Below are 23,908 nucleotides of genomic sequence, written 5' to 3' on the forward strand. Positions count from 1 at the left end.
GCCGGATCGGCGTGACCGATTGCATGGGTGATCACCGGTGGCCACGGCCGCTGCGAGTAAAATACGGGCCGATGACGTGGTCATCGGCCCGTGATCATGTTCTCCCGATCACCTGGTTTGCCGCGGCCCATCACCCAGCACCGCTGGGGGTTCACGCACGGGCTTCGGCGACCGCTTCGGCGGCGGTTTCCCGGCAGACGAACCTCTCCCGCAGCCGGGTGATCGTCAGCAGCCGCAGCATCGCCCCGGCGCCGGGCACCACGAACAGCCGGATGCCCCGGTGTTCGGCGCGGCGCTGGGTGTGCAGCAGCAGTTCGACGGCGGCGCTGCTGGCGAAGGACACCTCGGAGAGGTCCAGCACCACGGTGTGCAGGGCCGCCGCGGTCAGTCGCTGCCGGATGAGTTCGGTGAGCCTGGGCACCGTGGCGAGGTCGATCTCGCCGCGGATGCGCACCACCACGATTCCGGGGGCGGGCCATTCCACCGCCAGCCGCAGCGCGGAAGTGCAGGTACCGCGACCGATGACCGGATCGTCGGGCGTGCGTGGTGCCACGATCTCGTGGCCGCGGGAGGTCCACGCGGCCGGTGGTGTGCTGGATCTGGAAACGATCACGCTACCTCCCCTGGTGCGTATCGACGGTTCGCTTGGCCACGGACCCGGGAACTCGTCGCTGCGCTCAACGCAAGAGGTACGCCGTGGCGGCTGCGTGGCCGCACCTCCCACCGTAGGAGCCACCAGCCCACCCAACAAGGCTCGCCACGTTCGTGTGACACGAGGCCTAGATCAGGCGATCACCGGTCCGATTTGTCCGCTACGCGCCACAGTACTTCATCACACAACGTGACAACACGGGGTTGGTGGTGTCGCTGGATCGCGGCGCGCCCTTAAACGTCCGGTCGAGGCATCACAACCGAGCCAACACCGCCTCCCGCACCACCTGCGGATCCTCCAGGTGCAGCATGTGCCCGGCGCCGTCGACCACCTCCCACCGCACCCCCGCCAACTCCGGTGGCACCGGCAGAATCCGATCCGCACCACCCCACAACACCGTCACCGGCGCGGCCACCGCCGCCAACAACCCCGGCGTGTCGATCGCCTGCCGATCACCGTCGAGCAGCGCATCCTGCAACGTCTGCAGCGCCTCGGTCACCCCATCCAAGCGCTTGTACTTCAACAAATCCTCCACCAACCGGCGAGTGACCAGCGCCGGATTGCCGAACAACTTCACCACCTGCGCCTTGAGATCACGGCGCGCGCTCGCCGCCGCGAAACCACGCACGAACCCCACGTTGATCTCAGCGGTGCACCCCGCCGGGGCCACCAGCGTCAGCGACGCCACCCGCCGCGGCTCGGCCCGCGCCACCGCGGCCACCACCGCACCACCCAACGAATGCCCCACCAAGTGCGCGCGATCGAGACCGACAGCGTCGAGGAAACCCACCACCGACGCCGCCAACACCTCCAGACTGCCGTCCCCGACGTCCTTGCTCGACTCACCATGCCCCGGCAAATCCAACGCGAACACCCGCGCCGCGGCCGCCAACGGCTCCTGCACGAACAACCACGAATTCTTGTCCCCACCAAAGCCGTGCACCAACACCACCGCCTGCTCGCCACCGCCCACACCCGCATAGCTCAACCGCCGACCCCCGACCTGCACGGCCTGCACCGCCACACCGGGCTCCTCGACGACCACACCACTGGCCAACTGCTCCCGCGCCACCGCCACCACCTCCGCCACCGGCTCCTGCCCCACATCCTCACCAGCGACGACCGCGATAGTGGCACCCACCGGCACATCCCGACCCGCATCCGCCACGATCGCCCGCAACACACCCGACTCACCGGCCTCCAACGTGCCGGTGATCTTGTCCGTCTCGATCTCCGCCAACTCCGTGCCCGGCTCGACCCGATCACCCTCAGCCACCAGCCACTCGGTGATCCGCCCCCGCGACATCGACAAACCCCACTTGGGCATCACCACCGGCCGCACACCCGCCGCGCTCACGACCGATACCCCACCGTCGACTTCACCGCACCGACCACCCGCTGCGCATCCGGCACGTACAGGTCCTCCAACGCATCGCTGAACGGCACCGGCGTGTGCGGAGCCGTCACCAACTCGATCGGCGCCCGCAACGACGCGAACCCCGCACCAGCCACCAACGCCGAAATATCAGTAGCCATGCCGCACCGCGGCGTGGCCTCATCAACCACCACCAACCGACCGGTGCCCGCCACGCTTTCCAAGATCGTCTCCGAATCCAGCGGAGAAAGAGTGCGCGGATCCACCAACTCCACCTCCACCCCCTCCGCCGCCAACTGCTCAGCCGCCTGCGCCGCCACCGACACCATCCGCCCGATCGCCACAACCGTCACATCCGAACCCTCACGCACCACCTCGGCCTCCCCGAACGGCAACGCATACGAATCCTCCGGCACCTCACCCACCACGTCGTACATCGCCTTGTGCTCGCAGAAGATCACCGGATCGTCATCGCGGATCGCCGCGATCAACAAACCCTTGGCGTCATACGGCGACGACGGCGTGACCACCTTCAACCCCGGAATATGCGTGAAAATCGAATACAACGACTGCGAATGCTGCGCCGCCGCCCGCAACCCCGCCCCGTACATCGTGCGAATCACCACCGGCGTGACCGCCTTGCCGCCGAACATGTACCGGAACTTCGCCGCCTGGTTGAAGATCTGATCGAAGCACACCCCCAGGAAATCCATGAACATCAACTCCGCCACCGGCCGCAACCCCCGCGTAGCCGCACCAATAGCGGCACCGATGAACGCCGACTCCGAAATCGGGGTGTCCAACACCCGGCCCGGGAACTCCCCGAACAACCCCGAGGTCACCCCCATCACCCCACCCCACGCATCATCCGCGCCCGGCGCCCCCGCACCACCGGCGATGTCCTCACCCATCACCACCACGCGCTCGTCACGACGCATCTCCTGCCGCAACGCCTCACCGATCGCCTCGCGATAACTGATCGACCGTGCCATCGAATGCTCCCTCCACCCTCAGTACGACACGTAGACGTCGGTTTCCAAATCCACTTCGGACGGTCTCGCCGCCGCCCGAGCCTCACCCACCGCGGCCTCGATCAACGCCGCGACCTCGGCATCCACCGCATCCAACCGCGAAGCCGAAACCTGACCCGCCTCGGTCACCCGCGCCCGAAACCGCGCCAGGCAGTCCAACCCCCGCCGCGCCTGCGCCACCTCATCACCCCGATAGCTCTGCTGATCACCCTCGAAATGCCCGTAGTAACGGGTCAACTTCACCTCGACCAACGTCGGACCACCACCCTCCCGAGCCCGCGCCACCGCCTCCCCCGCGGCCTCGTGCACCGCGAAGAAATCAAACCCGTCCACGATCACCCCAGGCATCCCGAAACCCGCCGCCCGATCAGCGATGTTGTCCGAAGCCACCGACCACCGACTCGCCGTCGCCTCCGCATACCCGTTGTTCTCCGCCACGAACACCGCAGGCAGATTCCACACCGACGCCAAGTTCATCGCCTCCAACGTGGTGCCCTGATTGCTCGCACCATCACCGAAGAACGCCACACTCACCGCACCATCACCCGCCAACTTCCCCGCCAACGCCGTCCCGCAGATCAACGGCGGCCCACCACCGACGATCCCGTTGGCCCCCAACATCCCCTTGCTCAAATCCGCGATGTGCATCGAGCCACCCTTGCCGTTGCACGACCCGGTCCGCCGCCCGAAGATCTCAGCCATCATCGCCTTCACATCCACCCCCTTGGCGATGCAATGCCCATGACCACGATGCGTACTCGCAATCGAATCCCGATCATCCAAATGCGCGCACACCCCCGTCGCCGAAGCCTCCTCCCCGGCATAGAGATGCACGAACCCCGGAATGTCACCCGTCGCGAACTCCTCGTGCACCCGATCCTCGAACGCCCGAATGGTGCGCATCGTGCGATACGCCGCCACCAAATCCGCCCCAGCGGGCGCGGCGGCATGCTCGGACACCGTGCCGGTCATGGCAACCCTCCATCCTCACTCCACCAACAACGACTCCTCGGCCGCCCGCCGCAACACCGCCCGCACATCCACACACCACGGGCCCTCGGCGCACAACCGCACACTCGGAACCACCCCAGGACCGAACTCGATCTCCCGCTCCCCATCAACCGCGATCACCCCCGACGCCGTCCGCACCACCACCGTCTCCCCCACCCCCAAAACCCGGCACTCCCGCACCCCAACCGACCGGATCAACCCCGGCGCGATCGGCGCCCGCACCACCCGACCACCCGCACCCAACCGCAACGCCACCCCCTCCGCCTCATCCCGACCACTCGGCCGCAACAAACCGGCCACACTGGACAACCCGATCCCATCCGGCTCGGCGAACGTGCAGTACAACTCGGTCAACGTCGAGGGATCCCACAACGCGCGACTACCCACATGCAGCGCCGAAGACACCGCCACATCCACCAACGCCACCTCACGACGCGACCCAGCCACCACCCGCAACACACTCGCCCGCCGCAACACCGAACCCCCAGCCACCGCACCAGTGGCCACCAACCCAGCCGCCAAACCCGCGACCGTGGCCTCCCGCAACTGCGGAAAAACGTTGTTCGTACCCGTCGACAACGGCAGCAACGGCACCGCCCCCACCGCCTGCGCAGCCACCCGAGCAGTCCCATCCCCACCCAGGCACACCACCACCCGCACCCCGGCCCGCACCATGTGCTCCACCGCGCGCACCGTGTCCGCCGCCGACCCCGCAGGCACCCACCCGTCGAGGAACTCCACCTCCGGCCACGGCGCATCCCGACCCGGCCGCCGCTGCCGCCACGCCCGCAGCACCCCAGCCGAAATCCCACCCAGATCCGTCGACACCAACACCCGCCCAACCCCCACGGCCGCCAACGCCCCCAACAACCGCTGCACCATGTTGGCCTTCTCCGCCGTCGGGAACACCGAGGCCTGCGCCACCAACCGCCGCACATCCCGACCCGACATCGGGTTGGCGACGATGCCCACCAACGCCTCGGCCACTGCTCCTCCTCGAACAGCGCGATCCACGGCTTGCGCCCCGCTCCACTGTCCGACCCAACCCGCCCATCCGGAAGAGCCACAACGGGTTGCACCCAACCACCATCACCCGATCGGCGGCCCACCGACACGATCCAGAACCACCTGGACGACACCCCACCACACGGTCCAGCCGGTGGCGGCGATCGCTTCCCACCAAACGCCCAGCAGGCTCCACAGTGGCCGGTTGACAGCCAGCACCCGCATGGTTGAATGACGCACGTGCCGCGTGGCACCGACCAAAGAGCAGTGGGCAGGTCGGCAGCCGGGCGAGCACCTTCACCAAGGGACCACGCCATGAGTTCGCACTCCGCGCCCCGCGCCTGACACCCAAGCGCCCCGCGCGTCGTCCCTCAGCAGTGCCCGACACTGCCCCCCAACACCAGCGCCGCCCCAACCGCGGGCCGCGCGCACTCGACCTCACCCAGGGGCACGCGCGACCAACCCACCCCAACACCCCTGGAGACACCACACCGCATGTCCTTCAACCACGCCATCATCGAAGAATTCCGCGCCAACGCAGGCAACGTCGGCGGCCCCTGCACCGACAACGACCTGCTCCTGCTGACCACCACCGGCGCCAAAACCGGACAACCGCACACCGTCCCCCTCGGCTACGTCCGCCACGGCGACCAACTGCTGATCACCGCCTCCAACCTCGGCGCACCCCAACACCCCGCCTGGTACCACAACCTGCTCGCCCACCCCCTGGTCCAAGTCGAACTCGGCACCGAAACCTTCGAAGCCATCGCCGTCCCCACCGAAGGCCCACACCGCGACCAGCTCTTCGCCCACCTCACCCGAGCAGCACCCGGCTACGCCGACTACCAGGCCCGCACCAACCGAACCCTGCCGGTCATCACCCTCCAACGCACCGAAGACGACACCCCCGACGAGATCACCAACCTCGCCGACAAACTCCGCCAAGTCCACACCTGGCTGCGCACCCAACTACGACACGTGCGCACCGAAGCCGACACCCACTTCACCAACCCGACCAACCACCCCGCACCAGGCCTCGGCATGCAAATCCGCCAACACTGCCTGGCCTTCTGCGAATTCCTGACCTTCCACCACACCAGCGAAGACCAGCACATCTTCCCCGCCCTCGCCCACCACCACCCGCACCTGCGCAACACCCTCGACCGACTCCACCAACAACACCGCACCGTCGCCCGCATCAAAGACGACCTACTCGCCCTGCTGGCCGACATCACCACCGCCGACCCCCACCACTTCCACACCCAACTCGACCACCTGGCCGACGAACTGCACGCCCACCTCGACTACGAAGAACACACCCTCATCCCCGCCCTCGCCGAAATCCCCTGGCCCCCCACCCCCGAAACCACCTGACACCAGCCCAAACCCCGGCCCGCCGGTGGGGCGGGCCGGGCCCTCACCCGAACACGCTGTGCCGCTGAACCGGCTCCGGACGCACCACACCAGCCGCCGCATGCCGACCACCCGACACCGGCTCCCACAACGACGTCACCACCAACGACAACTCCCCATCGAGCACATCCACCGACACCTGATCACCCGCCGCCAACGTGCCCCCCAACACCATCGACGCCAACCGGTTGTCCAACTCCCGCGCGATCACCCGCCGCAACGGCCGCGCCCCGAACTCCGGCTGAAACCCCCGCTCGACCAACCAATCCAACCCCGCATCCCCAACCACCAACCGAATCCCCTTGGCCCCCAACTGCTGCCCGGTGCGCTCCAACAGCAACGACGCGATCCGCCGCAACTGCACCGCCGCCAACGGCCGAAACACCACCACATCATCGATCCGGTTGATGAACTCCGGCCGGAAGAACGCCCGCAACTCCTCCAACACCACCAACGCCGACTCCCCGGCATCCACCCCCGCATCCATGATCCGATCCGCCCCGATGTTCGAGGTCATGATCACCACCACATTGCGGAAATCCACCAACCGGCCCTGCGAATCCGTCAACCGACCCGCATCCAACACCTGCAGCAACGTGTTGAACACATCCGGATGCGCCTTCTCCACCTCATCCAGCAACACCACCGAATACGGCTGCCGCCGCACCCGATCGGTCAACTGCCCCGCCTCCCCATAACCCACATACCCCGGCGGCGCCCCCACCAGCCGCGACACCGTGTGCTTCTCCTGGAACTCCCCCATGTCCAGCCGCAACAACCGCTGCACATCCCCGAACAACGCATGCGCCAACGCCCGCGCCAACTCCGTCTTGCCCACCCCGGTCGGCCCCAAGAACAAAAAACTCCCGATCGGCCGCTCCGGATCCGCCAACCCCGCCCGCGCCCGACGCACCGCCTCGGCCACCGACGCCACCGCCGCATCCTGACCGACCACCCGCGAACGCAACACCTCATCCAAATCCAACAACCGCTGCGCATCCTGCGCACTCACCTCCGCCACCGGAATCCCGGTCCGCGACGCCACCACATCCGCCACATCATCAGCACCCACCACCGGCTCGAAAACCGCCGACTCCCGCACCTCACCACCCCGCCGCAACCGCACCCGCGAACACGCCTGATCCAGCAGATCCACCGCCTTGTCCGGTAAGAACCGATCCGCGATGTAGCGCTGCGACAACTCCGCAGCCGCCGACAACGCCGCATCCTCGATGCGCACCCGATGATGCCGCTGATACCGATCCCGCAACCCCCGCAACACCACCACCGTGTCCGCCACCGACGGCTCCGGAACCATGATCGGCGCGAACCGCCGCTCCAACGCCGGATCCTTCTCCACGTGCCGCCGGTACTCCTCCACCGTGGTCGCCCCGATCAACCGCACCTCACCACGCGCCAACGCCGGCTTGAGCATCGTGCCCGCATCCATCGATCCCTCACCCGCACCCGCTCCCACGATGCTGTGCATCTCATCGATGAACACCAGCACGTCCTCCCGGTGCGCCCGGATCTCCGCCAGCACATCCCGAAACCGCTGCTCGAACTCCCCCCGGTACTTCGCCCCCGCCACCATCCCGGCCAGATCCAGCGACACCACCCGCATGTCCGCCAACGACCACGGCACCGCCCCATCGACGATCCGCCGCGCCAACCCCTCCACGATCGCGGTCTTGCCCACCCCCGGATCACCCACGAACACCGGATTGTTCTTCGACCGCCGCCCCAGCACCTCGATCGCCTGCTCGATCTCCGCGTCCCGGCCCACCACCGGATCCAACTTCCCCGCCCGCGCCAACTCGGTCAGATCCAACCCGAACTCGTCCAACCGCGGCGTCACGCTCAGCACCGACCGACCCGCACCCCGATCACCCAACTCGATCGCCCGCGCCAATGCCCGCCCAGCCACCGAATCCGCATCCGCCGCCAACCCCAACACCACGTGCCGCGCCCCCACCACATCGGCGCCCTCCCCCAACGCCTGCTGATAAGCCCCCAACAACGCCCGCCGCGCCGCCGACGACAGCACCGGCCGCCCCGACCCCACCGGCTCCTGCGCCACCACCGCCGAGCGCACCGCGGACGCCAACTCCGCCACCCGCACCCCGGAGGACACCAGCAGATCCGCGCTCGCCCCCACCTGCGTCACCGCCCACAGCAGATGCGCGCTGTCCAGCTCCCGACTGCCCCAATCCACAGTGGCCCGAACGGCCTTCGACACCACCTCGTGCGCCTGCGCGTCCAGCAACGTCCCCAACGCCAGCCCGCGCTCCGAAGCCGAAGCGCCCTCCGAAGTTCCCGAGAGCACCTCGCCGAACAGCGAATCAAAGGCGGCAGAGGAATCACCGACACTGCCGCGAACCAACCGGGCCACCTCCACAACACGCGCAGGCACCCGCCTGCGACCAGACTCCAGCAGCAGACCAGCACATCGCCCACCCACCAGCGGGACCGGCGCCCGACCGCCAACCCCACCAGCCGGCCCACCAGCAGCAGCGCACTGATCCCCGCGACCACGCCACCGAGCCGGTGCGACCCCGGACCACCCGGAGCTGCGGAGCACAACTCGATCACCGCAGTCGCGATGTTGGGACCAACATACTGAGAGCTCCGAAACAGCCCAGCAGCCGTCCCGGCATCACGCACCGGCACAACGCCGAGTTCACATCGCGCACCGATCCGGGCGGACCCCCGAGATCAACTCGCCCGCTGCTGCGCCCGCTCGATCGCCTCGGCCAACCGGCCGAGCTCCTTGCCGATGTGCGACAACCGCTCCGACATCACGCTCGCGTGCCCGGACAGCGGACCGACATGACCGGCCGCCCGCAGCCACTCGGTCACCCCGTCCAGGCCGACGGACATGCCCTCCACCGTCAGCGAGAACCCGCGCATGACCTTCTCGATCTCCTCGACGGTGTGCGCCACCGCCGGGTCCCGCAGCCGGTCGCCCAACGCGACGGCCGCCTCACCCACCTGCCAGGCCACCTCGGCCGAATAGCCGGACTCGCTGGAATCGGAACTCCGTCTCGTCCCCGCCCGCCGAGGTGGCGTGTGCCTACCCGCCTGCGGCGGCGTGTTGTCGGAATGTCCAGCGGCAGTCATAACGAACCAATCAACCCGAGACGGATGTCGACCTCCACCCCGACGCGCCCGAAGACCCCCAACCGGTGACACGAGACCACCCGATTCTCAGCTTTCGGCAGCGCAGGAGTAAGTGCCGCCGAGGCTATCGCGTCCGAGCCGCAGTTGGTGAGGGTTGATCCGGAGGATTAACTTTGGTCCACACTGAAATAACGAGAACTACCAAAACCAATGCTGCCGCGAGACGGCCCGACCCACGGTGAAACCGCTCTTCACAGCCGCCTTCGCCAGAGCATCACCACCCAGCCCCACCAGGCAAGATCCAACGACGCGGACTCAGCACGCCAACGACGCGCGCTGCCGCACCCCGTCGAAAGAAGCACCCAACAGCCGCAACGCGGACTCCGACAACGAACCCGGCCCCGCCGTGAACAGCTCGAAGCCATCTCAGCGGCAGAGCCGCTGACCGAACGGCGACCCTCCCCTGACCTGGAAGCCCGATCCGACCGCCTAGCGGACCCGCCTGTTGTTCTAGGCGTCGGTTTTGCGCCTCGGTGAGGCGATAGTTTTGGTAAACACTGAACCAGTAGGAATTATCGAACCATCGAGAGCTCGTGCGATTTGTCGTGGTAAGAACCGGGATTCGCGCTCACGAGCGCGGCTTCTCAGTCGAAGTCGCGGAGGATCTGGTGGATCTCCTCGTCGGTGGTGGCGCTGAAATCGCGGTACCACTGCCCCACCGCGGCGAAGCCGACCGGTTGCAGCACGCAGACCACCACATCCGCCTCCTCGCGCAGCGCGCTGACCGCATCCGGCGAACCCACCGGCACGGCCAGCACCACCCGGTTCGGCGACGATTCACGCAGCATCCGCACCGCCGCGCGGGCCGTCGCCCCGGTGGCCAGCCCGTCGTCCACCAGCACCACGTCCCGACCGGCCAGCGGCACCGGCTCGCCGTGCTGGAAAAGCCGCTCGCGGCGGCGAGCTTCGGCGCGCTCCCGCTCGCAGGCCGCCTGGAGGGTTTGCTCGTCGAGGTGGAAGGAACGCACCAGGTGGGCGTCGAAGCTGGCCGGACCATCGGCGGTCACCGCTCCGATGGCCAGTTCCGGCTGGCTGGGCGCGCCGATCTTGCGAGCCACGCAGACCCGCAGCGGCGCCGCCAGCATCCGCGCCACCTCCGCGGCCACCGGCACCCCTCCCCTGGCCAACCCGAGCACCACGGGGTCGACCAGTTTCAGCCCGGTCATCCGCTGGGCCAGCGTCCGACCGGCATGCCTGCGATCGGCGTAGCCGGTGGCGGTTCGTTGCGGGAAACTCATGCGAGGCATCGCCCGCCTCCCGTCCGCCGCGTGCGCGCACGGCAGCACATCGGGAAACCACTCGCCCCGATGATGCCCGTTCAACTCCGGTGGGCAAACCTCCTCAGGTGCGAAAACCGATCACCCGCATGACGCGCAACCGGTTCAACGCCGCGGCCAGCTCGAAACGCCGCGGCACCGCGAAATCGCCCACGTAGTGCTCGTCCACCGCCGCCACCCCGCGCCCGGCGACGTCGGCGGCGAAGGCGTCGAGCACCTCGGCGACCGTGCGGGTGCCATCCAGCACCCCGCGCCGCGCGCAACTGACCAGCGCCAACCCGATCCCGGTGACCTGCGCGGGGTCGACCACCTGCTCCACCCCCCGAAGCTCCACAGTGGACTCCCCCAGTGCCAGCGCGTCCACGCCCCGGGCGCGGATCTTCGGCCGCTCGGTGGGAATCGAGCGCGGATCCACCACCCGGTGGCGCACCGGCGGGAACACCTCGGCCTCGGCGCGGCGTCCGGTCGGCGCCGCCGCCAACCCCTTCGCGCGATCGGTGACGTCGCGGGCGTGGTAGGCGTCCAACATCAACACCTGGTCCGCGACGTCCATGTAGTCCCCCGAACCGCCCATCACCAGCACCGTCGACACCCCATGCGCGGCCCGCAGCGGCCGGATCAGGTCCACGAACGGCGTCAACGGCTCGGACTCCTTGGCCACCAGGGCCTGCATCCGGGCGTCCCGGATCATCAGGTTCGTCGCCGCGGTGTCCTCATCGACCAACAGCACCTTCGCCCCGGACTCCACCGCCTCCACGATCGCCGCCGCCTGCGAAGTGGAACCGGAGGCGTTGTCGGTGGAGAAGTCCGCCGTGTCAGCGCCGGTGGGCAGGTGGCTGACGAACGCGCTGACATCCACCCGGTGCACCCGCCTCCCGTCCTCGGCACGCACCTTCACGGTGTCCTCCCGGGACACCACCAGCTCCCGCCCGTCACCGGGCACGTGGTCGTAGACACCGAACTCCAGCGCCCGCAGCAACGTCGACTTGCCGTGGAAACCACCGCCGACGATCAGCGTGATCCCCTCCGGCACCCCCATGCCGCGCACCGCGCCCCGGTTGGGCAACTCCACCTCGACGCGCATCGACTCCGGCGACGCGAACGGCACGCCACCGCAGAGCGGGCGATCGTCCACCCCGCTGCGCCGGGGCAGCATCGCGCCGTCGGCGACGAAGGCCACCAACCCCAACCGAGGCAGCATCCGGCGCAGCGCATCGGTGTCCTCGATGGAATCCACGAACTCCCGCAACCGCGCCTGATCGGCGGTCTCCCACCGCAGTGCCGCCGCGACCACATCGGGCAGCTCATCGCACAGCGCCCGCTCCGCCTGCCGCCCGTCGATGGTGCGGCCCCGACCGGGCAGGTCGATGCCCAGCCGCAGCGCCACGGCACCGTCCACCAGCTGGCACGCACTGCGGTCCAGCACCTGCTGCCGACCGGCGTCCACCCGCAACCGGCTGTCCCGCAACCGCGCATGCGCCGCCCGCACCAGGTATCCGGCCAGCCCGCGGGCCCGCACCGCGGTGGCCCACAGCCGCTCCGGGAAACCGGCGACCGCCGCATCCACCCGCACCTCGCAGCGGCTCGCGGGCGCATACGGATCCGGCTGCACCCGCTGGATCTCCAGGGTGAACCCGTCGAAGGACCACCGGCCGCTCAACGACTTGTAGCGGCCGTAGCTCGCCCCGTGCATCGCGCGCAGCTCCTGCCGCAGCGCCTGCTCATCACCGCGGTCACCGCTGGGCCGGTCGAAGCGCCTGCGACCGCCCGACCGCTGCCGATCTCCGCCGCGCCCCCAGCCGGGGCCGCCCGTTCGCTGTGCCATGCCCGAGACCTACCCCACCCGGCGCGGATTCTCCAATCGGGAGACGCAGATCACCTTCGGCCACCACAGTGGACAGCCACGATCGGCCCACTCGGGGCAAATCCGGCGAAACGCCGCTCCGGAACGCAGCGCGACCTCAGGTAGCGGGTTATTCTCCCAACGCGCAAGATCCGCATCACCCCCGGTCGGACGCCCCGTAGTCCGGCCCGGTCCCACTCGACGACGATCCCCCGCGTTGGTGAGGAGGCGAGCGCAGTGCAACACCCCGAAGGCAGCAGTACCCGGCAATGCCTGTCCCGCAACGTTTGTCGTCGTCCACGTAGGACTCCGACGCTGTTGGCCGTGCTGCTCACCGCCGCCGCGCTCATCGGCGGCACCGCGCACGCCGCCCCACCGCGCGAGCAGGCGCGCAGCGCGCCGCTGCTCAACCCCGACGATCCCAACGGCGCGTGGGCCGGGTACAGCGTCGAAGGCACCGGCGGCGCCCAGCCGCGCTCCCAGCTCGCTGGCGCGATCACCGGGATGGACGTCAGCGGTCACCAGGGCGATGTCGACTGGCCCAAGGCGTGGGCGGACGGCGGCCGGTTCGCCTACGTCAAGGCCACCGAGGGCACCGGGTTCCGCAACCCGCACTTCGTCCAGCAGTACAACGGCTCCTACGAAGTCGGCATGATCCGCGGCGCCTACCACTTCGCGCTGCCGGACCGCTCCACCGGCGCGGCGCAGGCCAACTTCTTCGTCGACAACGGCGGCGGCTGGTCCAAGGACGGCAAGACCCTGCCGGGTGCGCTGGACATCGAGTACAACCCCTACGGCGACACCTGCTACGGCCTGGACGGCGCCGCGATGTCGCGGTGGATCGCTGATTTCAGCAACACCTACCATGCGCGGACCGGCCGGTTCCCGATCATCTACACCACCACCGACTGGTGGAACCGCTGCACCGCGTCCAACCCGGACTTCGCGCCGAACAATCCGCTGTGGATCGCCCGCTACGGCCCCGAGCTCGGCGCGCTACCGGCGGGCTGGGGCTTCCACACCATCTGGCAGAACAGCGATCGGGGTCCGTTGCCCGGTGGGCAGGACGTCTTCAACGGCAGCACCAAGCAACTCACCCGATTCATCACCTGATCGTCCCTCCCAACGGCGATGTGGGCCGCCCCGGTTTCGGGGCGGCCCACATCGTCTTCCCACCTCGGCGCCTACTGCTCCAGCACGTCCGGTGGAATGGGTTGATCGGCCGCGATCGCCTCGAACATGCGCTGCGCGCCGTCGGAATCCCAGACGACCACCGAGCCGCCGTTGGAGTCCTCACCGAAACGACCGAACGGCACGCTGGTGGTCACGCCCTGACCACCGCTGATGTCACCCATCGCCAGCGCGAGCGACGCCAGGTGCCACAGGTGGTCACCGTCGTTGACCAGGAACGTCTTGCTCGCCCCGGACGCCAGTGGGAACAACCGGAACGGGTTGAACAACGTGGTAGGGCTGGTCGTCTTTTTGACCAGGGCAGCCAGCAGCTTGCGCTGGTTCTCGGCCCGCTCCAGGTCACCTCCTTTGAGGGAGTAGCGGGCCCGCACGAAGCCCAGCGCCTGCGGTCCGTCCAGCTCCTGGCAGCCCGCCTCCAAGTGCACGTTGGCCATGTCGTCGTTCATCGGCTGGTCCAGGCACATGTCGACCCCGCCGACGGCGTTGACCAGGTCGGAGAACCCGCCGAAGCCGATCTCCGCGTAGTGGTCGATGTGCACCCCGGTGGCCTGCTCGACGGTTTGCGCCAGCAGCTGCGGCCCACCGAAGGAGAACGCCGAGTTGAGCTTGGTCTTGCCGTGACCGGGAATGGCGACGTAGGAGTCGCGCGGCAGGCTGATCAGCGCCGGTTGGCCACCGCCGCTGGGGATGTGCACCAGCATCATGCTGTCGGTGCGCCGCCCGGCGGCGTCCCCGGCCGACAGTTCCTCCCGCTGCGCCTCGTCGAGGCCTTCGCGGCTGTCCGAGCCGACGATCAGCCAGTTGGTGCCGGCCGAGTCCGGGGCCTGCCCGTCGAAGCTCAACGCGGCGGTGCGCTGCAGCGTGCTGTCGAAGTAGAGCACCAGCCCGCCCAGCAGCAGCACCAGCACGACCAGCGCGATGCCGATGCGCCGCCCCCACCGCTTCTTCTTGCGGCGCGGCGGTGGCGGCCGGTCGTCTGCCGACGGCCGCGCCCCGCGAGGCGGCGGGGGTGGTGGCGGCGGAGGTCTGCGCCCCGGCGGCGGTCCGCCGCGGCCATCGCGGTAGTAGTCGTACCTCTCGCCGCCGCCTTGCGGTCTTCGGCTCCTCGGCGGTTGTCCCGCCGACCAGTCGCTCATGCGCACACCTGCGTCGGTTCGAACCGGCGCGTCCCGCACGCGCCGATGTTGGCGTGAAGCATTCCAGACCGCCGTGTCGGAAGCACCCACCGCTATCGAACGGTGATCCGCGATCACCCGTTTCGGCTGGTGGTGAGCGCGAGCGCCAAGTCACACCCACCACCAGCCGGGGTGGTTCAGCCGGTGACGGCCTGCCGCATCGCCTCGGCCCAGCGGCCCACCGCGTCGTCGACCTGCTCGGCGGTGACGATCAGCGGCGGGATCATCCGCACCACGTTGCCGTGCGGGCCGCAGGTCAGCAGCAGCAGCCCGTGTTCGGCGGCGGCCCGGTGCGCGCGGGTGGCGGTGTCGGTGTCCGGGGTGCCCTCGGGCGTGGTGAACTCGTTGCCCACCATCAGGCCCAGTCCCCGGACGTCGCCGATCACCGGGTGCTCGGCGGCGACCTTGCGCAGGCCCTCTTGCAGCCGGGCGCCCTGCTCGGCGGCGTTGTCGACCAGCTTCTCGTCGCGCACCACGTCGAGGGTGGCCAGGGCAGCCGCGGCGGCCACCGCGTTGCCGCCGTAGGTGCCACCCTGCGAGCCCGGCCAGGCCTGGCTCATCAGCGCCTCGGGCGCGGCGATCGCCGACAGCGGGAAACCGCTGGCCAGGCCCTTGGCGGTGATCAGGATGTCGGGGCGGATCCCGGCATGGTCGTGACCCCAGAACCGGCCGGTGCGGCCGACGCCGGTCTGCACCTCGTCGACGATGAGCAGGATGCCGTGCCAGTCGGCGCGCTCCCGCAGGCCGGTGAGGAACTCCGGCGGGGCCGGGATGTAGCCGCCTTCGCCGAGCACCGGTTCGACGATGATCGCCGCGGTGTCGCGCGGGGAGCTGATGGTGACCAGCAGCTGGTCGAACTCGGCCAGCGCGAAGCGGACCGCCTCGGCCGCGCTGCACCGGTGCCGGTAGGCCTCCGGGAACGGGGTGAACACCACGCCCGGCATCATCGGGCCGATCCCGGCCCGCACCTTCACCCCGGAGCTGGTCAACGCACCGGCGCCCATGGTGCGGCCGTGGAAGCCGCCCTGGAAGGCCACGATGTTCTGCCGCCCGGTGGCCTGGCGGGCCAACCGGACCGCCGCCTCCACCGCCTCGCTTCCGGAGTTGACGTAGAACAGCCGGTCCAAGCCGACGGGCAGCACGTCGCCGAGGCGTTCGGTCAGCCGCAGCAGCGGTCGGTGCATGACGGTCGTGTATTGACCGTGAATGAGGGTACCCACCTGGCGCTGGGCCGCCTCGACCACGCGCGGGTGGCAGTGGCCCGTGCTGGTGACGCCGATCCCGGCGGTGAAGTCCAGATAACGGCGGTCCTGCTCGTCGAAGAGGTAGACCCCTTCGCCGCGGGCAGCCAGGACCGGTGTCGCCTGCTTCAGCACCGGCGAGAGCTCAGCCATGATCGACTCCAAGCTTCGAAGCGTGCAAAATGTAGGATTGTTGACAATCTCCGGTGACATGCAACCATCACCGGGCAACGCTGTCCACCTCCGAGCCAGAAGGGTTCGTCGTTGTCATGACCATCTCAACCGAACAGCACCCCAGAGAGGCCGCCGTCGTCGACGCCGCGCCCAAGCAGCTGCTCATCGGCGGAAAATGGCGTGCCGCCGATGGGGACCGCGGCTTCGAGGTCGAAGACCCCTCCACCGGCCGGGCGCTTTGCTCGGTCGCCGACGCCTCCCCCGAGGACGGGCTGGCGGCGCTGGCGGCCGCGGCCGACGCCCAGCCGCAGTGGGCCAAGTACCCACCCCGCGAACGCGGCGAGATCCTGCGCCGCGCCTTCGAACTGATCATGCAGCGGCACGAGGACCTCGCGCTGCTGATGACCCTGGAAATGGGCAAGCCGCTGACCGAGTCGCGCGCCGAGGTCAGCTACGCCGCGGAGTTCTTCCGCTGGTTCTCCGAGGAGGCCGTGCGCATCGGCGGCGACTACGCGGTGGCTCCCAACGGCACCGGCCGATTCCTGGTGATGCGCCAACCGGTCGGCCCGGCGCTGCTGATCACCCCGTGGAACTTCCCGATGGCGATGGGCACCCGCAAGATCGGCCCGGCCATCGCCGCAGGTTGCACCTCGGTGATCAAACCGGCCCACCAGACGCCGCTGTCGATGCTGGCACTGGCCGAGATTCTCCTCGAAGCCGGGCTGCCCGACGGGGTCCTCAACGTGGTGACCGCGCGCAGCGCGGGCGAGCTGATGGAACCGATGATCCGCGACGGCCGCGCCCGCAAGCTGTCGTTCACCGGCTCCACCGCGGTGGGTCGCAAACTCATCGAGCAGTCCGCCGACCAGGTGCTCAAGGTGTCGTTGGAGCTCGGCGGCAACGCCCCGTTCCTGGTCTTCGACGACGCCGACCTGGACGCCGCGGTGGACGGCGCGATGCTCGCCAAGATGCGCAACATCGGCGAGGCCTGCACCGCGGCCAACCGCTTCTACGTGCACGCCGACGTGGCCGGGGAGTTCTCCCGGCGCCTGGCCGAGCGGATGAGCGGGCTGCGGGTGGGCCGCGGCGTCACCGACGAGGTCCAGGTGGGCCCGCTGATCGACAGCACCCAACTGGACAAGGTCACCGAACTGGTGCGCGATGCGGTGCAGCAGGGCGCCGAGGTCGTCACCGGCGGTGCCGCCCGCGACGGTGCGGGCTACTTCTACCAGCCCACCGTGCTGGCGAACGTGCCGCGACAGGCCCGGATGGGGCGCGAGGAGATCTTCGGCCCGGTCGCGCCGATCACCACCTTCACCGACGAACAAGCCGCCATCGCCCAGGCCAACGACACCGAGTACGGCCTGGTCAGCTACCTCTACACCCGCGATCTGCAGCGCGCCCTGCGGGTCTCGGAGGCGTTGGAGAGCGGCATGGTCGGGCTCAACCAGGGCATCGTGTCCAACCCGGCCGCACCGTTCGGCGGGGTGAAGCACTCCGGGCTGGGCCGCGAGGGCGGCAAGTTCGGCATCGACGAGTTCCTGGAGACCAAGTACGTCGCCGTCGGCGGCCTGTGAAGTCCTGTCACGGACGACGTGCCCAGCGGTCGGCGGTTCACCGGGCACGTTGCCCGTGCGCAGCGGGCGGCGGTTTCGCGCGAAACCGCCTGCCCCGCCCGCGGCGGTGCGAGTCGGCCCGCACCGCCGTGCCTCAGTTCGCCATGGAGCCGTTGAGGCGATCGAGCGCGTCGTTCATGTGCTCTTCCAGCCGGTGCAGCAACAACTGCTCGTCCCCGGCCTCGATCGCGTCGACCAGTCCCTTGTGCTCGTCGACCAGCGCCTGCACGTCCGCGTGGTACTTGTCCTGCAACGCCGTCAGGCACATCCGCTTCTCCACCAGCAGCGTCTGCGCCATCCGCTGCAACCGCGGGCTACCGGAAACCCGCACCAGGGTCTCGTGGAACTCCTGGTCGGCGTCGGCCAACTCGATCGGATCGCCCTTACCGGCCGCGGCCACCATCCGGCTCTGCGCCGCGGTCAGCTCGGCGACCGCCTCGACCCGGTGGTGGCGCACGATCTGCTCGCACGCGGCCCGCTCCACCGCCAGCCGGGCCAGGTAGATGTCCTGGACGTCCTCGGCCTCCAAGGTCATCACGAACAACCCGCGGTGCGGTTCGCTGCGCAACAGCCCTTCGGCCACCAGCCGCTGCATGGCCTCGCGCAGCGGGCCCCGGCTGACCCCCAACCGGGCGGCGAGTTCGGCCTCCCCGAGCTGACCGCCCGGGGGCAGCGACCCGTACATGATCGCCGCCCGCAGCTGGTCGGCCACGATCGCCGCGGTCGACTTGCGCTGCACCGGCTCTAACTCACCCGGCTGCGGGTTCTGCTCGTCGGTCCCGAGCACCTGACACCATCTCCTCATTCCGGGGAGGCATCGCGCTCCCCTCCTGTTCCCTGCTGGAACAGCGTTCCCAATCCGTCGTGCGCGCCGCCGTCACCGGCCAGCCGCAGCGCCTCCCAGGCGCTGACCTGGTTGGCCGTCAGCACCGGCTTGCCCAGCCGCTGCTCCAGATCCGCCAGCCACCCGGCGGTGTGCAGCGCGGTGTCCGGCATCAGCAGCGCATCGGCCCGGTCGTCGTCGTTGGCCGCAGCGAACTCCAGCACATCCTCGCGCCCGAGCGTGCCCACCTCGGCGGCGGTGACGATGCCCCGACTGGACAGCCGCACCACCTCCAGATCGGCGGCCTGCAAGAACTCCACGAACTTCGCCGCCACATCCGCCGGGTAGGTGGCCGCCACCGCCACCCGCCGCACCCCCAACCGGGCCGCGGCGTGCACGAAGGCGAACGAGGTGCTGGAGGTCGGCAGGCCGGTGACCGCCTGCAGCTTCTCCACCTGATCTCGGGCGCCCTGCCAACCGAAGACGAAACTCCCGCTGGTGCAAGCCCAGATCACCGACTGCACGCGGTGCTGCTCGACCAGCTGCCGGGCACCGTCGGCCAGCACATCTGCCGAGCCGATGTCCAGCAGCGCGTCGACCCGGTGCGCGTCCTCGCGCATCAGGGTGTGCACCAGCGGCAGCCGGATGCCCGCACCGAGCAGACCTTCGAGGGTGGGGTAGTCGTCTTCGGCGCTGTAGCCGGGGTAGAGAATTCCTGCGGTGTGGGACACCGGGGGAGCTCCATCCTTCGTCGACGTCGGTTTGCGACACCGCGGCGGACCGGGTGAACGGCCCGTCCGAGACGGCAACGGCCAACACTGGACGACCGGTCGATTGTTGACAATGTTACCGCACGGTCAACCGCGGCTTGCTCAATCTTGATGCGATCGTCACGCGGCCGGGGCGTCCACGGCCTGCATCAACCGCTGTTCCGGGGCCACCGCCTGCAGGCCCATCTCGCGCAGCGCCGCCCAGATCGTGACCTGGTTGGCCGTCAGCACCGGCTTGCCCAACTCCTGCTCCAGCGGCCCGATGATGTCGTAGGTCGGCAGATTCGTGCAGCTGATGAACATCGCCTCGGCCTCCGGGCGGTCCGCCGAACGCACGATCTCCACCACCTGCCGGTAGTTGACCTTCCAGATCTGGCCGAGCAGACCCAGCCCAACGCTGGTGATCACCTCGATGCCGTGCTCGTCGAGGAACCCGTGCAGCCGCTCGGTCACGCTCTCCACGTACGGCGTGGCGATCGAGATCCGGCCGATGCCCAGCATCCGCAGGGCATCCACCAGCGCACCGGAGGCGGTCACCGCGGCCGGCGCACCGGCCTGCAACATCACCTCGATCAGCGCGCGCTCGCCGGTCGCCCCGTTGACGAAGCTGCCGGAGGTGCACGCGTAGGCGACCACCTCCGGCTCCGGGACCAGCAGGTCGCGGGTCGCACCGTGCACCGCCGCCTCGTCGCTGACCAGGCTGGCCTGCTCGACGGTCACCGGCACCGGCACGAACGCGGTACGCGTCAGGTACAACGAAACATCCGCTGGGGTCCACCGCCACAACTCGCGGTCCAGCGCCAGGTCGAACGGAGCGATCACTCCCACGCCGCGTTGCGGCTGCGGGCCGGATACCGCCCCGAGGAAGTCAGGCGGCATGTGTACCCCCGTCAACCCTGGTAGCGGTCGTAGCGGAGGGTCTCACCGACGCTGCCGGAGCGCCACACGTCGTTGCACGCCTCGGCCATCCGGTCCAGCCCGTCGACGATGGTCGCGTAGACGTTGCCCGGCACCCAGCCCACATCGCCGTTGAGCAGCAGGTTGTTGCGCCCGTAGAAGATGGCCAAGTCGATCACGCCCGGCAGTTCGTGGATGTTCTTCTCCTCCTTGAACTCGCGGTCGAGCATGCCGCCGTGGAAGGAGAAGTACACGACATCGCCCGGGATCGGGGTCACCGTCGGGTTCTCCTGGCCTGGTTCCTCGGCCGCGAACCGCGGCACCATCGTGTAGATCTCGTTGCGCGCGTATTTGGCGTGGTGCACCGGCCCGACCTGCGGCAGCGCTTGCCACACCGCCTCACAGGTCCGGGGCGCGTCCTTGTCCAGCAACTCGGCCACACAGGACACACCGCGCTTTTCCAGCGTGATCGACAGGTACCTGGGCATCGTGATCTTCCGTTCGCAGGAGTGGGGACGGCTGGCGCATCTCCTCCGGTCCCGCCCGGTGGCGCCGCGCGGGCGGGAATCGCCTCGTTGGCCGAGGTTACCCGTGGATTGTTGACAATCCTACGAACGCTTCCTAGCGTGTCAATGCCCAGACGCGAGCGCGTTTTCCCGCTCTGCGTGGGGGAAACAAACTCTTAACCGGCACGCCGCCGATCATCGCTGTCAGCACCCGCAGACCCGCAGCACCTTAAGGTCAGGTAATGATCAATCGCACCCCCACGGTCGTCGTCCTGCACGACGGCAACCCGCCGGCGGCGATGACCCGCATCGAAGCCCACGCCGACCTCCGCTACGCCACCGCAGACGAACTGCCCACCACCCTGCCCGGCGCCGACGTGCTGTTCGTCTGGGACTTCCGCACCGGGGCCATCGCCGACGCCTGGCCCCGCGCCGACGCGCTGCGCTGGATGCACGCCGCCAGCGCCGGAGTCGACCGGCTGCTGCTGCCCGCCGTGCGCGACTCCGAGGTCGTGGTGACCAACTCCCGCGGCGTCTTCGACCAGCCGATGGCCGAATACGTGCTCGGCACCGTGCTGGCCTTCGCCAAGGACCTGCACACCACGCTCCGGCTGCAGGACCGCAAGCAGTGGCAACACCGCGTGACCGAACGCATCGCGGGCAAAACCGCCCTGGTGGTGGGCACCGGACCGATCGGCCGGGCCATCGCCCGCCAGCTATCCGCGGCCGGACTGACCGTCGCCGGTGCCGGTCGCCTCGCCCGCGGCGGCGACCCCGACTTCGGCGACGTGCACGCCTCCGCCGACCTCGCCGAGGTCATCGGCGCCTTCGACTACGTGGTGCTCGCCGCCCCGCTGACCGAGCAGACCAAAGGACTCGTCGACGCCGAAGTCCTCGCCCACTGCCGACCCACCGCACGGCTGATCAACGTCGGGCGCGGCGAACTCGTCGTCGAATCCGACCTGGTCACCGCCCTGCGCGCCGGGCAACTGGCCGGGGCGGCGCTAGACGTCTTCGAAACCGAGCCGCTACCGCAAACCTCACCGCTGTGGGAGATGCCGGGCGTGCTGGTCTCCCCGCACATGTCCGGCGACACCGTCGGCTGGATCGACGAACTCGTCGATCTCTTCCTCGCCAACCTGCGCAGCTACACCGAAGGCACCCAGCTGCGCAACGTCGTCGACAAGCAACGGGGATACGTCAGCGGAACGGAGCACTGATGGCCAACACCCAGCCCACCCGGACAACGGCGGCCGACCTCACCGCAACCGAACTGCTCACCAGCTACGCCGCGGGCGAGCTGTCCCCGGTGGAGGCCACCGAAGCCGCGCTGCGCCGCATCGACGAGGCCAACCCGGCGGTCAACGCCTACTGCCTCGTCGACGCCGACCGGGCGCTGCAACAGGCCCGGGCCTCCGAACAGCGCTGGCACCGCGGCGAACCCATCGGCCGACTGGACGGCGTGCCGACCTCGATCAAAGACGTCTTCCTCACCCGGCACTGGCCGACGCTGCGCGGCTCCCGCACCATCGACCCGCACCAGCAGTGGACCGTCGACGCGCCCGCCGTGGCCCGGCTGCGCGAGCACAACGCCGTGTTCGTCGGCAAGACCACCACGCCCGAACTGGCGTGGAAAGGCGTCACCGACAGCCCGCTCACCGGCATCACCCGCAACCCCTGGGATCCCGCACGCACCCCCGGCGGTTCCAGCGGCGGCGCGGCCGCCGCCGTCGCGCTGGGCATGGCGCCGCTGGCCATCGGCACCGATGGCGGCGGATCGGTGCGCATCCCGGCGGCGTTCTGCGGCATCGTCACGCTCAAGGCCACCTACGGTCGGATTCCGCACTACCCCGCGAGCCCCTACGGCACCCTGGCGCACGCCGGGCCGATGACCAGCACCGTCGCCGAGACCGCGCTGCTGCTCGACGTGCTGGCCGAACCGGACAGCCGCGACTGGTCGGCCCTGCAAGCACCCAGCACGTCGCTCGTGGCCGATCTCGACGCCGGGGTCCGCGGCCTGCGCATCGCGGTCAGCCTCGACCTCGGCTTCGACACCTTCGTCGACCCCGAGGTCTCCCGCGCCGTCACCGCCGCCGCGCAGGTCTTCGAAGAACTCGGGGCGGTCGTAGAGCACGTCGACCCCGACATCAGCGACCCCGTCGAGGACTTCCACGTGCTGTGGTTCGCCGGCGCCGCCAAATCCGTCGAACACCTCACCGCCGAACAGCGCGAACAGCTGGATCCCGGGCTGCACGAGATCTGCCGGCAGGGCCTGACCTACTCCGCCCAGGACTACCTGGAGGCCACCAACACCCGGATGTTGCTCGGCCAGCGCATGGGCGCCTTCCACGAGACCTACGACCTGCTGCTGACCCCGACCGTGCCGATCCCGCCGTTCGAAGCGGGCCGCGAGGTCCCCAGCGGCTCGACGAGTCCGCGCTGGACGAGCTGGACCCCGTTCACCTACCCCTTCAACATGACCCAGCAACCCGCCGCCAGCGTCCCCTGCGGACACACCACCGAAGGCCTGCCCATCGGCCTGCAGATCATCGGCCCCCGCCACGCCGACGGCCGGGTGCTGCGCGCGGCCCGCGCCTACGAAAAAGCGCACCCCTGGCACCGCCCCCGCTGAACCCGATTTGAGCTGGCTGACCGCGGTCACCATCGCAACTCACCGGATCAGCCGCGGCCCTGCTGGCCATCGCCATGCGCACCCCGGAAACCGGCG

General features: G+C 69.3%; 21 protein-coding genes. 5 read left to right on the forward strand and 16 right to left on the reverse strand.

Going from position 1 to position 23,908, the window contains the following annotated elements; translation table 11 throughout:
• Positions 1-151: 151 nt before the first annotated feature.
• The 6 genes from ACTWQN_RS09340 to ACTWQN_RS09365 form a co-directional block, all read right to left on the reverse strand.
• Positions 152-613 (reverse strand): STAS domain-containing protein, encoded by a 462-nt coding sequence (locus tag ACTWQN_RS09340; RefSeq protein ID WP_443202969.1) that lies wholly within the window; start codon positions 611-613, stop codon positions 152-154.
• A gap of 292 nt (positions 614-905) precedes the next feature.
• Positions 906-2,009 carry an acetoin dehydrogenase dihydrolipoyllysine-residue acetyltransferase subunit gene (locus ACTWQN_RS09345; RefSeq protein ID WP_443202970.1) on the reverse strand — a complete coding sequence of 368 codons (1,104 nt, stop codon included), beginning with the start codon at positions 2,007-2,009 and terminating at the stop codon, positions 906-908.
• Positions 2,006-3,019 carry an alpha-ketoacid dehydrogenase subunit beta gene (locus tag ACTWQN_RS09350; protein WP_443202971.1) on the reverse strand — a complete coding sequence of 338 codons (1,014 nt, stop codon included), beginning with the start codon at positions 3,017-3,019 and terminating at the stop codon, positions 2,006-2,008. Before ACTWQN_RS09350 ends, ACTWQN_RS09345 begins: the two co-directional genes overlap by 4 nt.
• A gap of 18 nt (positions 3,020-3,037) precedes the next feature.
• The gene (locus tag ACTWQN_RS09355) at positions 3,038-4,030 is read right to left on the reverse strand and encodes a thiamine pyrophosphate-dependent dehydrogenase E1 component subunit alpha (RefSeq protein WP_443202972.1); all 993 of its coding nucleotides are present in this window, start codon (positions 4,028-4,030) and stop codon (positions 3,038-3,040) included.
• A 15-nt stretch (positions 4,031-4,045) separates the two neighbouring features.
• A complete protein-coding gene (locus tag ACTWQN_RS09360) occupies positions 4,046-5,056 on the reverse strand; it encodes an ATP-NAD kinase family protein (RefSeq protein ID WP_443202973.1) in 1,011 nt (336 codons plus the stop codon).
• A 102-nt stretch (positions 5,057-5,158) separates the two neighbouring features.
• Positions 5,159-5,299 carry a hypothetical protein gene (locus tag ACTWQN_RS09365; protein WP_443202974.1) on the reverse strand — a complete coding sequence of 47 codons (141 nt, stop codon included), beginning with the start codon at positions 5,297-5,299 and terminating at the stop codon, positions 5,159-5,161.
• 270 nt (positions 5,300-5,569) lie between these two features.
• Here ACTWQN_RS09365 and ACTWQN_RS09370 point away from each other — a divergent pair, with 270 nt between their 5' ends.
• Entirely contained in the window at positions 5,570-6,448 is an 879-nt protein-coding gene (locus tag ACTWQN_RS09370; protein ID WP_443202975.1) for a nitroreductase/quinone reductase family protein, read from the forward strand.
• A gap of 43 nt (positions 6,449-6,491) precedes the next feature.
• On the opposite strand, the gene ACTWQN_RS09375 is transcribed toward ACTWQN_RS09370, so the two are convergent.
• The 4 genes from ACTWQN_RS09375 to ACTWQN_RS09390 form a co-directional block, all read right to left on the reverse strand.
• Complete coding sequence (locus tag ACTWQN_RS09375; protein ID WP_443203166.1) at positions 6,492-8,879, reverse strand: ATP-dependent Clp protease ATP-binding subunit; 2,388 nt, start codon at positions 8,877-8,879, stop codon at positions 6,492-6,494.
• A 323-nt stretch (positions 8,880-9,202) separates the two neighbouring features.
• Complete coding sequence (locus ACTWQN_RS09380; RefSeq protein WP_443202976.1) at positions 9,203-9,478, reverse strand: hypothetical protein; 276 nt, start codon at positions 9,476-9,478, stop codon at positions 9,203-9,205.
• Between the two features lie 773 nt (positions 9,479-10,251).
• Positions 10,252-10,905: a phosphoribosyltransferase gene (locus tag ACTWQN_RS09385; RefSeq protein WP_443203167.1), complete on the reverse strand. Its 654-nt coding sequence runs from the start codon at positions 10,903-10,905 to the stop codon at positions 10,252-10,254.
• 103 nt (positions 10,906-11,008) lie between these two features.
• Positions 11,009-12,769 carry an ABC-ATPase domain-containing protein gene (locus tag ACTWQN_RS09390; protein WP_443202977.1) on the reverse strand — a complete coding sequence of 587 codons (1,761 nt, stop codon included), beginning with the start codon at positions 12,767-12,769 and terminating at the stop codon, positions 11,009-11,011.
• Positions 12,770-13,114: 345 nt separating this feature from the next.
• Here ACTWQN_RS09390 and ACTWQN_RS09395 point away from each other — a divergent pair, with 345 nt between their 5' ends.
• Positions 13,115-13,900 (forward strand): lysozyme, encoded by a 786-nt coding sequence (locus ACTWQN_RS09395; protein ID WP_443203168.1) that lies wholly within the window; start codon positions 13,115-13,117, stop codon positions 13,898-13,900.
• Positions 13,901-13,971: 71 nt separating this feature from the next.
• On the opposite strand, the gene ACTWQN_RS09400 is transcribed toward ACTWQN_RS09395, so the two are convergent.
• Complete coding sequence (locus ACTWQN_RS09400) at positions 13,972-15,114, reverse strand: LCP family protein (RefSeq protein ID WP_443202978.1); 1,143 nt, start codon at positions 15,112-15,114, stop codon at positions 13,972-13,974.
• 176 nt (positions 15,115-15,290) lie between these two features.
• A complete protein-coding gene (locus tag ACTWQN_RS09405; RefSeq protein ID WP_443202979.1) occupies positions 15,291-16,547 on the reverse strand; it encodes an aspartate aminotransferase family protein in 1,257 nt (418 codons plus the stop codon).
• A 116-nt stretch (positions 16,548-16,663) separates the two neighbouring features.
• On the opposite strand from ACTWQN_RS09405, the gene ACTWQN_RS09410 reads away from it, so the two are divergent.
• Positions 16,664-18,145: an NAD-dependent succinate-semialdehyde dehydrogenase gene (locus ACTWQN_RS09410; protein WP_443202980.1), complete on the forward strand. Its 1,482-nt coding sequence runs from the start codon at positions 16,664-16,666 to the stop codon at positions 18,143-18,145.
• Between the two features lie 133 nt (positions 18,146-18,278).
• Here ACTWQN_RS09410 and ACTWQN_RS09415 read toward each other — a convergent pair whose 3' ends face one another.
• The 4 genes from ACTWQN_RS09415 to ACTWQN_RS09430 form a co-directional block, all read right to left on the reverse strand.
• Positions 18,279-18,971, reverse strand: coding sequence for a GntR family transcriptional regulator (locus tag ACTWQN_RS09415; RefSeq protein ID WP_443202981.1), 693 nt, complete (start codon positions 18,969-18,971; stop codon positions 18,279-18,281).
• 14 nt (positions 18,972-18,985) lie between these two features.
• Positions 18,986-19,738 carry a maleate cis-trans isomerase family protein gene (locus tag ACTWQN_RS09420; protein ID WP_443202982.1) on the reverse strand — a complete coding sequence of 251 codons (753 nt, stop codon included), beginning with the start codon at positions 19,736-19,738 and terminating at the stop codon, positions 18,986-18,988.
• Between the two features lie 159 nt (positions 19,739-19,897).
• Positions 19,898-20,656, reverse strand: a complete 759-nt coding sequence (locus ACTWQN_RS09425) for a maleate cis-trans isomerase family protein (RefSeq protein WP_443202983.1) — start codon at positions 20,654-20,656, stop codon at positions 19,898-19,900.
• Positions 20,657-20,667: 11 nt separating this feature from the next.
• The gene (locus ACTWQN_RS09430) at positions 20,668-21,162 is read right to left on the reverse strand and encodes a DUF3830 family protein (protein WP_443202984.1); all 495 of its coding nucleotides are present in this window, start codon (positions 21,160-21,162) and stop codon (positions 20,668-20,670) included.
• Between the two features lie 260 nt (positions 21,163-21,422).
• On the opposite strand from ACTWQN_RS09430, the gene ACTWQN_RS09435 reads away from it, so the two are divergent.
• Both ACTWQN_RS09435 and ACTWQN_RS09440 read left to right on the forward strand, forming a co-directional pair.
• Entirely contained in the window at positions 21,423-22,400 is a 978-nt protein-coding gene (locus tag ACTWQN_RS09435; protein ID WP_443202985.1) for a D-2-hydroxyacid dehydrogenase, read from the forward strand.
• Positions 22,400-23,812, forward strand: coding sequence for an amidase (locus ACTWQN_RS09440; protein WP_443202986.1), 1,413 nt, complete (start codon positions 22,400-22,402; stop codon positions 23,810-23,812). The genes ACTWQN_RS09435 and ACTWQN_RS09440 overlap by 1 nt, the downstream gene beginning before the upstream one ends.
• The last annotated feature ends 96 nt before the right edge of the window (positions 23,813-23,908 follow it).

Source organism: Saccharopolyspora antiqui, assembly GCF_052246905.1.
Classification (GTDB): Bacteria; Actinomycetota; Actinomycetes; order Mycobacteriales; family Pseudonocardiaceae; genus Saccharopolyspora.

What these genes read in the sequence shown, in the direction of transcription:
- ACTWQN_RS09425 (WP_443202983.1), bottom strand. Translation starts at nt 20,656, where the DNA reads ATGCCGCCTGACTTCCTCGGGGCGGTATCCGGCCCGCAGCCGCAACGC.
- ACTWQN_RS09370 (WP_443202975.1), top strand. Translation starts at nt 5,570, where the DNA reads ATGTCCTTCAACCACGCCATCATCGAAGAATTCCGCGCCAACGCAGGC.
- ACTWQN_RS09390 (WP_443202977.1), bottom strand. Translation starts at nt 12,769, where the DNA reads ATGGCACAGCGAACGGGCGGCCCCGGCTGGGGGCGCGGCGGAGATCGG.
- ACTWQN_RS09440 (WP_443202986.1), top strand. Translation starts at nt 22,400, where the DNA reads ATGGCCAACACCCAGCCCACCCGGACAACGGCGGCCGACCTCACCGCA.
- ACTWQN_RS09355 (WP_443202972.1), bottom strand. Translation starts at nt 4,030, where the DNA reads ATGACCGGCACGGTGTCCGAGCATGCCGCCGCGCCCGCTGGGGCGGAT.
- ACTWQN_RS09405 (WP_443202979.1), bottom strand. Translation starts at nt 16,547, where the DNA reads ATGGCTGAGCTCTCGCCGGTGCTGAAGCAGGCGACACCGGTCCTGGCT.
- ACTWQN_RS09385 (WP_443203167.1), bottom strand. Translation starts at nt 10,905, where the DNA reads ATGAGTTTCCCGCAACGAACCGCCACCGGCTACGCCGATCGCAGGCAT.
- ACTWQN_RS09400 (WP_443202978.1), bottom strand. Translation starts at nt 15,114, where the DNA reads ATGAGCGACTGGTCGGCGGGACAACCGCCGAGGAGCCGAAGACCGCAA.
- ACTWQN_RS09435 (WP_443202985.1), top strand. Translation starts at nt 21,423, where the DNA reads ATGATCAATCGCACCCCCACGGTCGTCGTCCTGCACGACGGCAACCCG.
- ACTWQN_RS09350 (WP_443202971.1), bottom strand. Translation starts at nt 3,019, where the DNA reads ATGGCACGGTCGATCAGTTATCGCGAGGCGATCGGTGAGGCGTTGCGG.
- ACTWQN_RS09430 (WP_443202984.1), bottom strand. Translation starts at nt 21,162, where the DNA reads ATGCCCAGGTACCTGTCGATCACGCTGGAAAAGCGCGGTGTGTCCTGT.
- ACTWQN_RS09365 (WP_443202974.1), bottom strand. Translation starts at nt 5,299, where the DNA reads ATGCGGGTGCTGGCTGTCAACCGGCCACTGTGGAGCCTGCTGGGCGTT.
- ACTWQN_RS09410 (WP_443202980.1), top strand. Translation starts at nt 16,664, where the DNA reads ATGACCATCTCAACCGAACAGCACCCCAGAGAGGCCGCCGTCGTCGAC.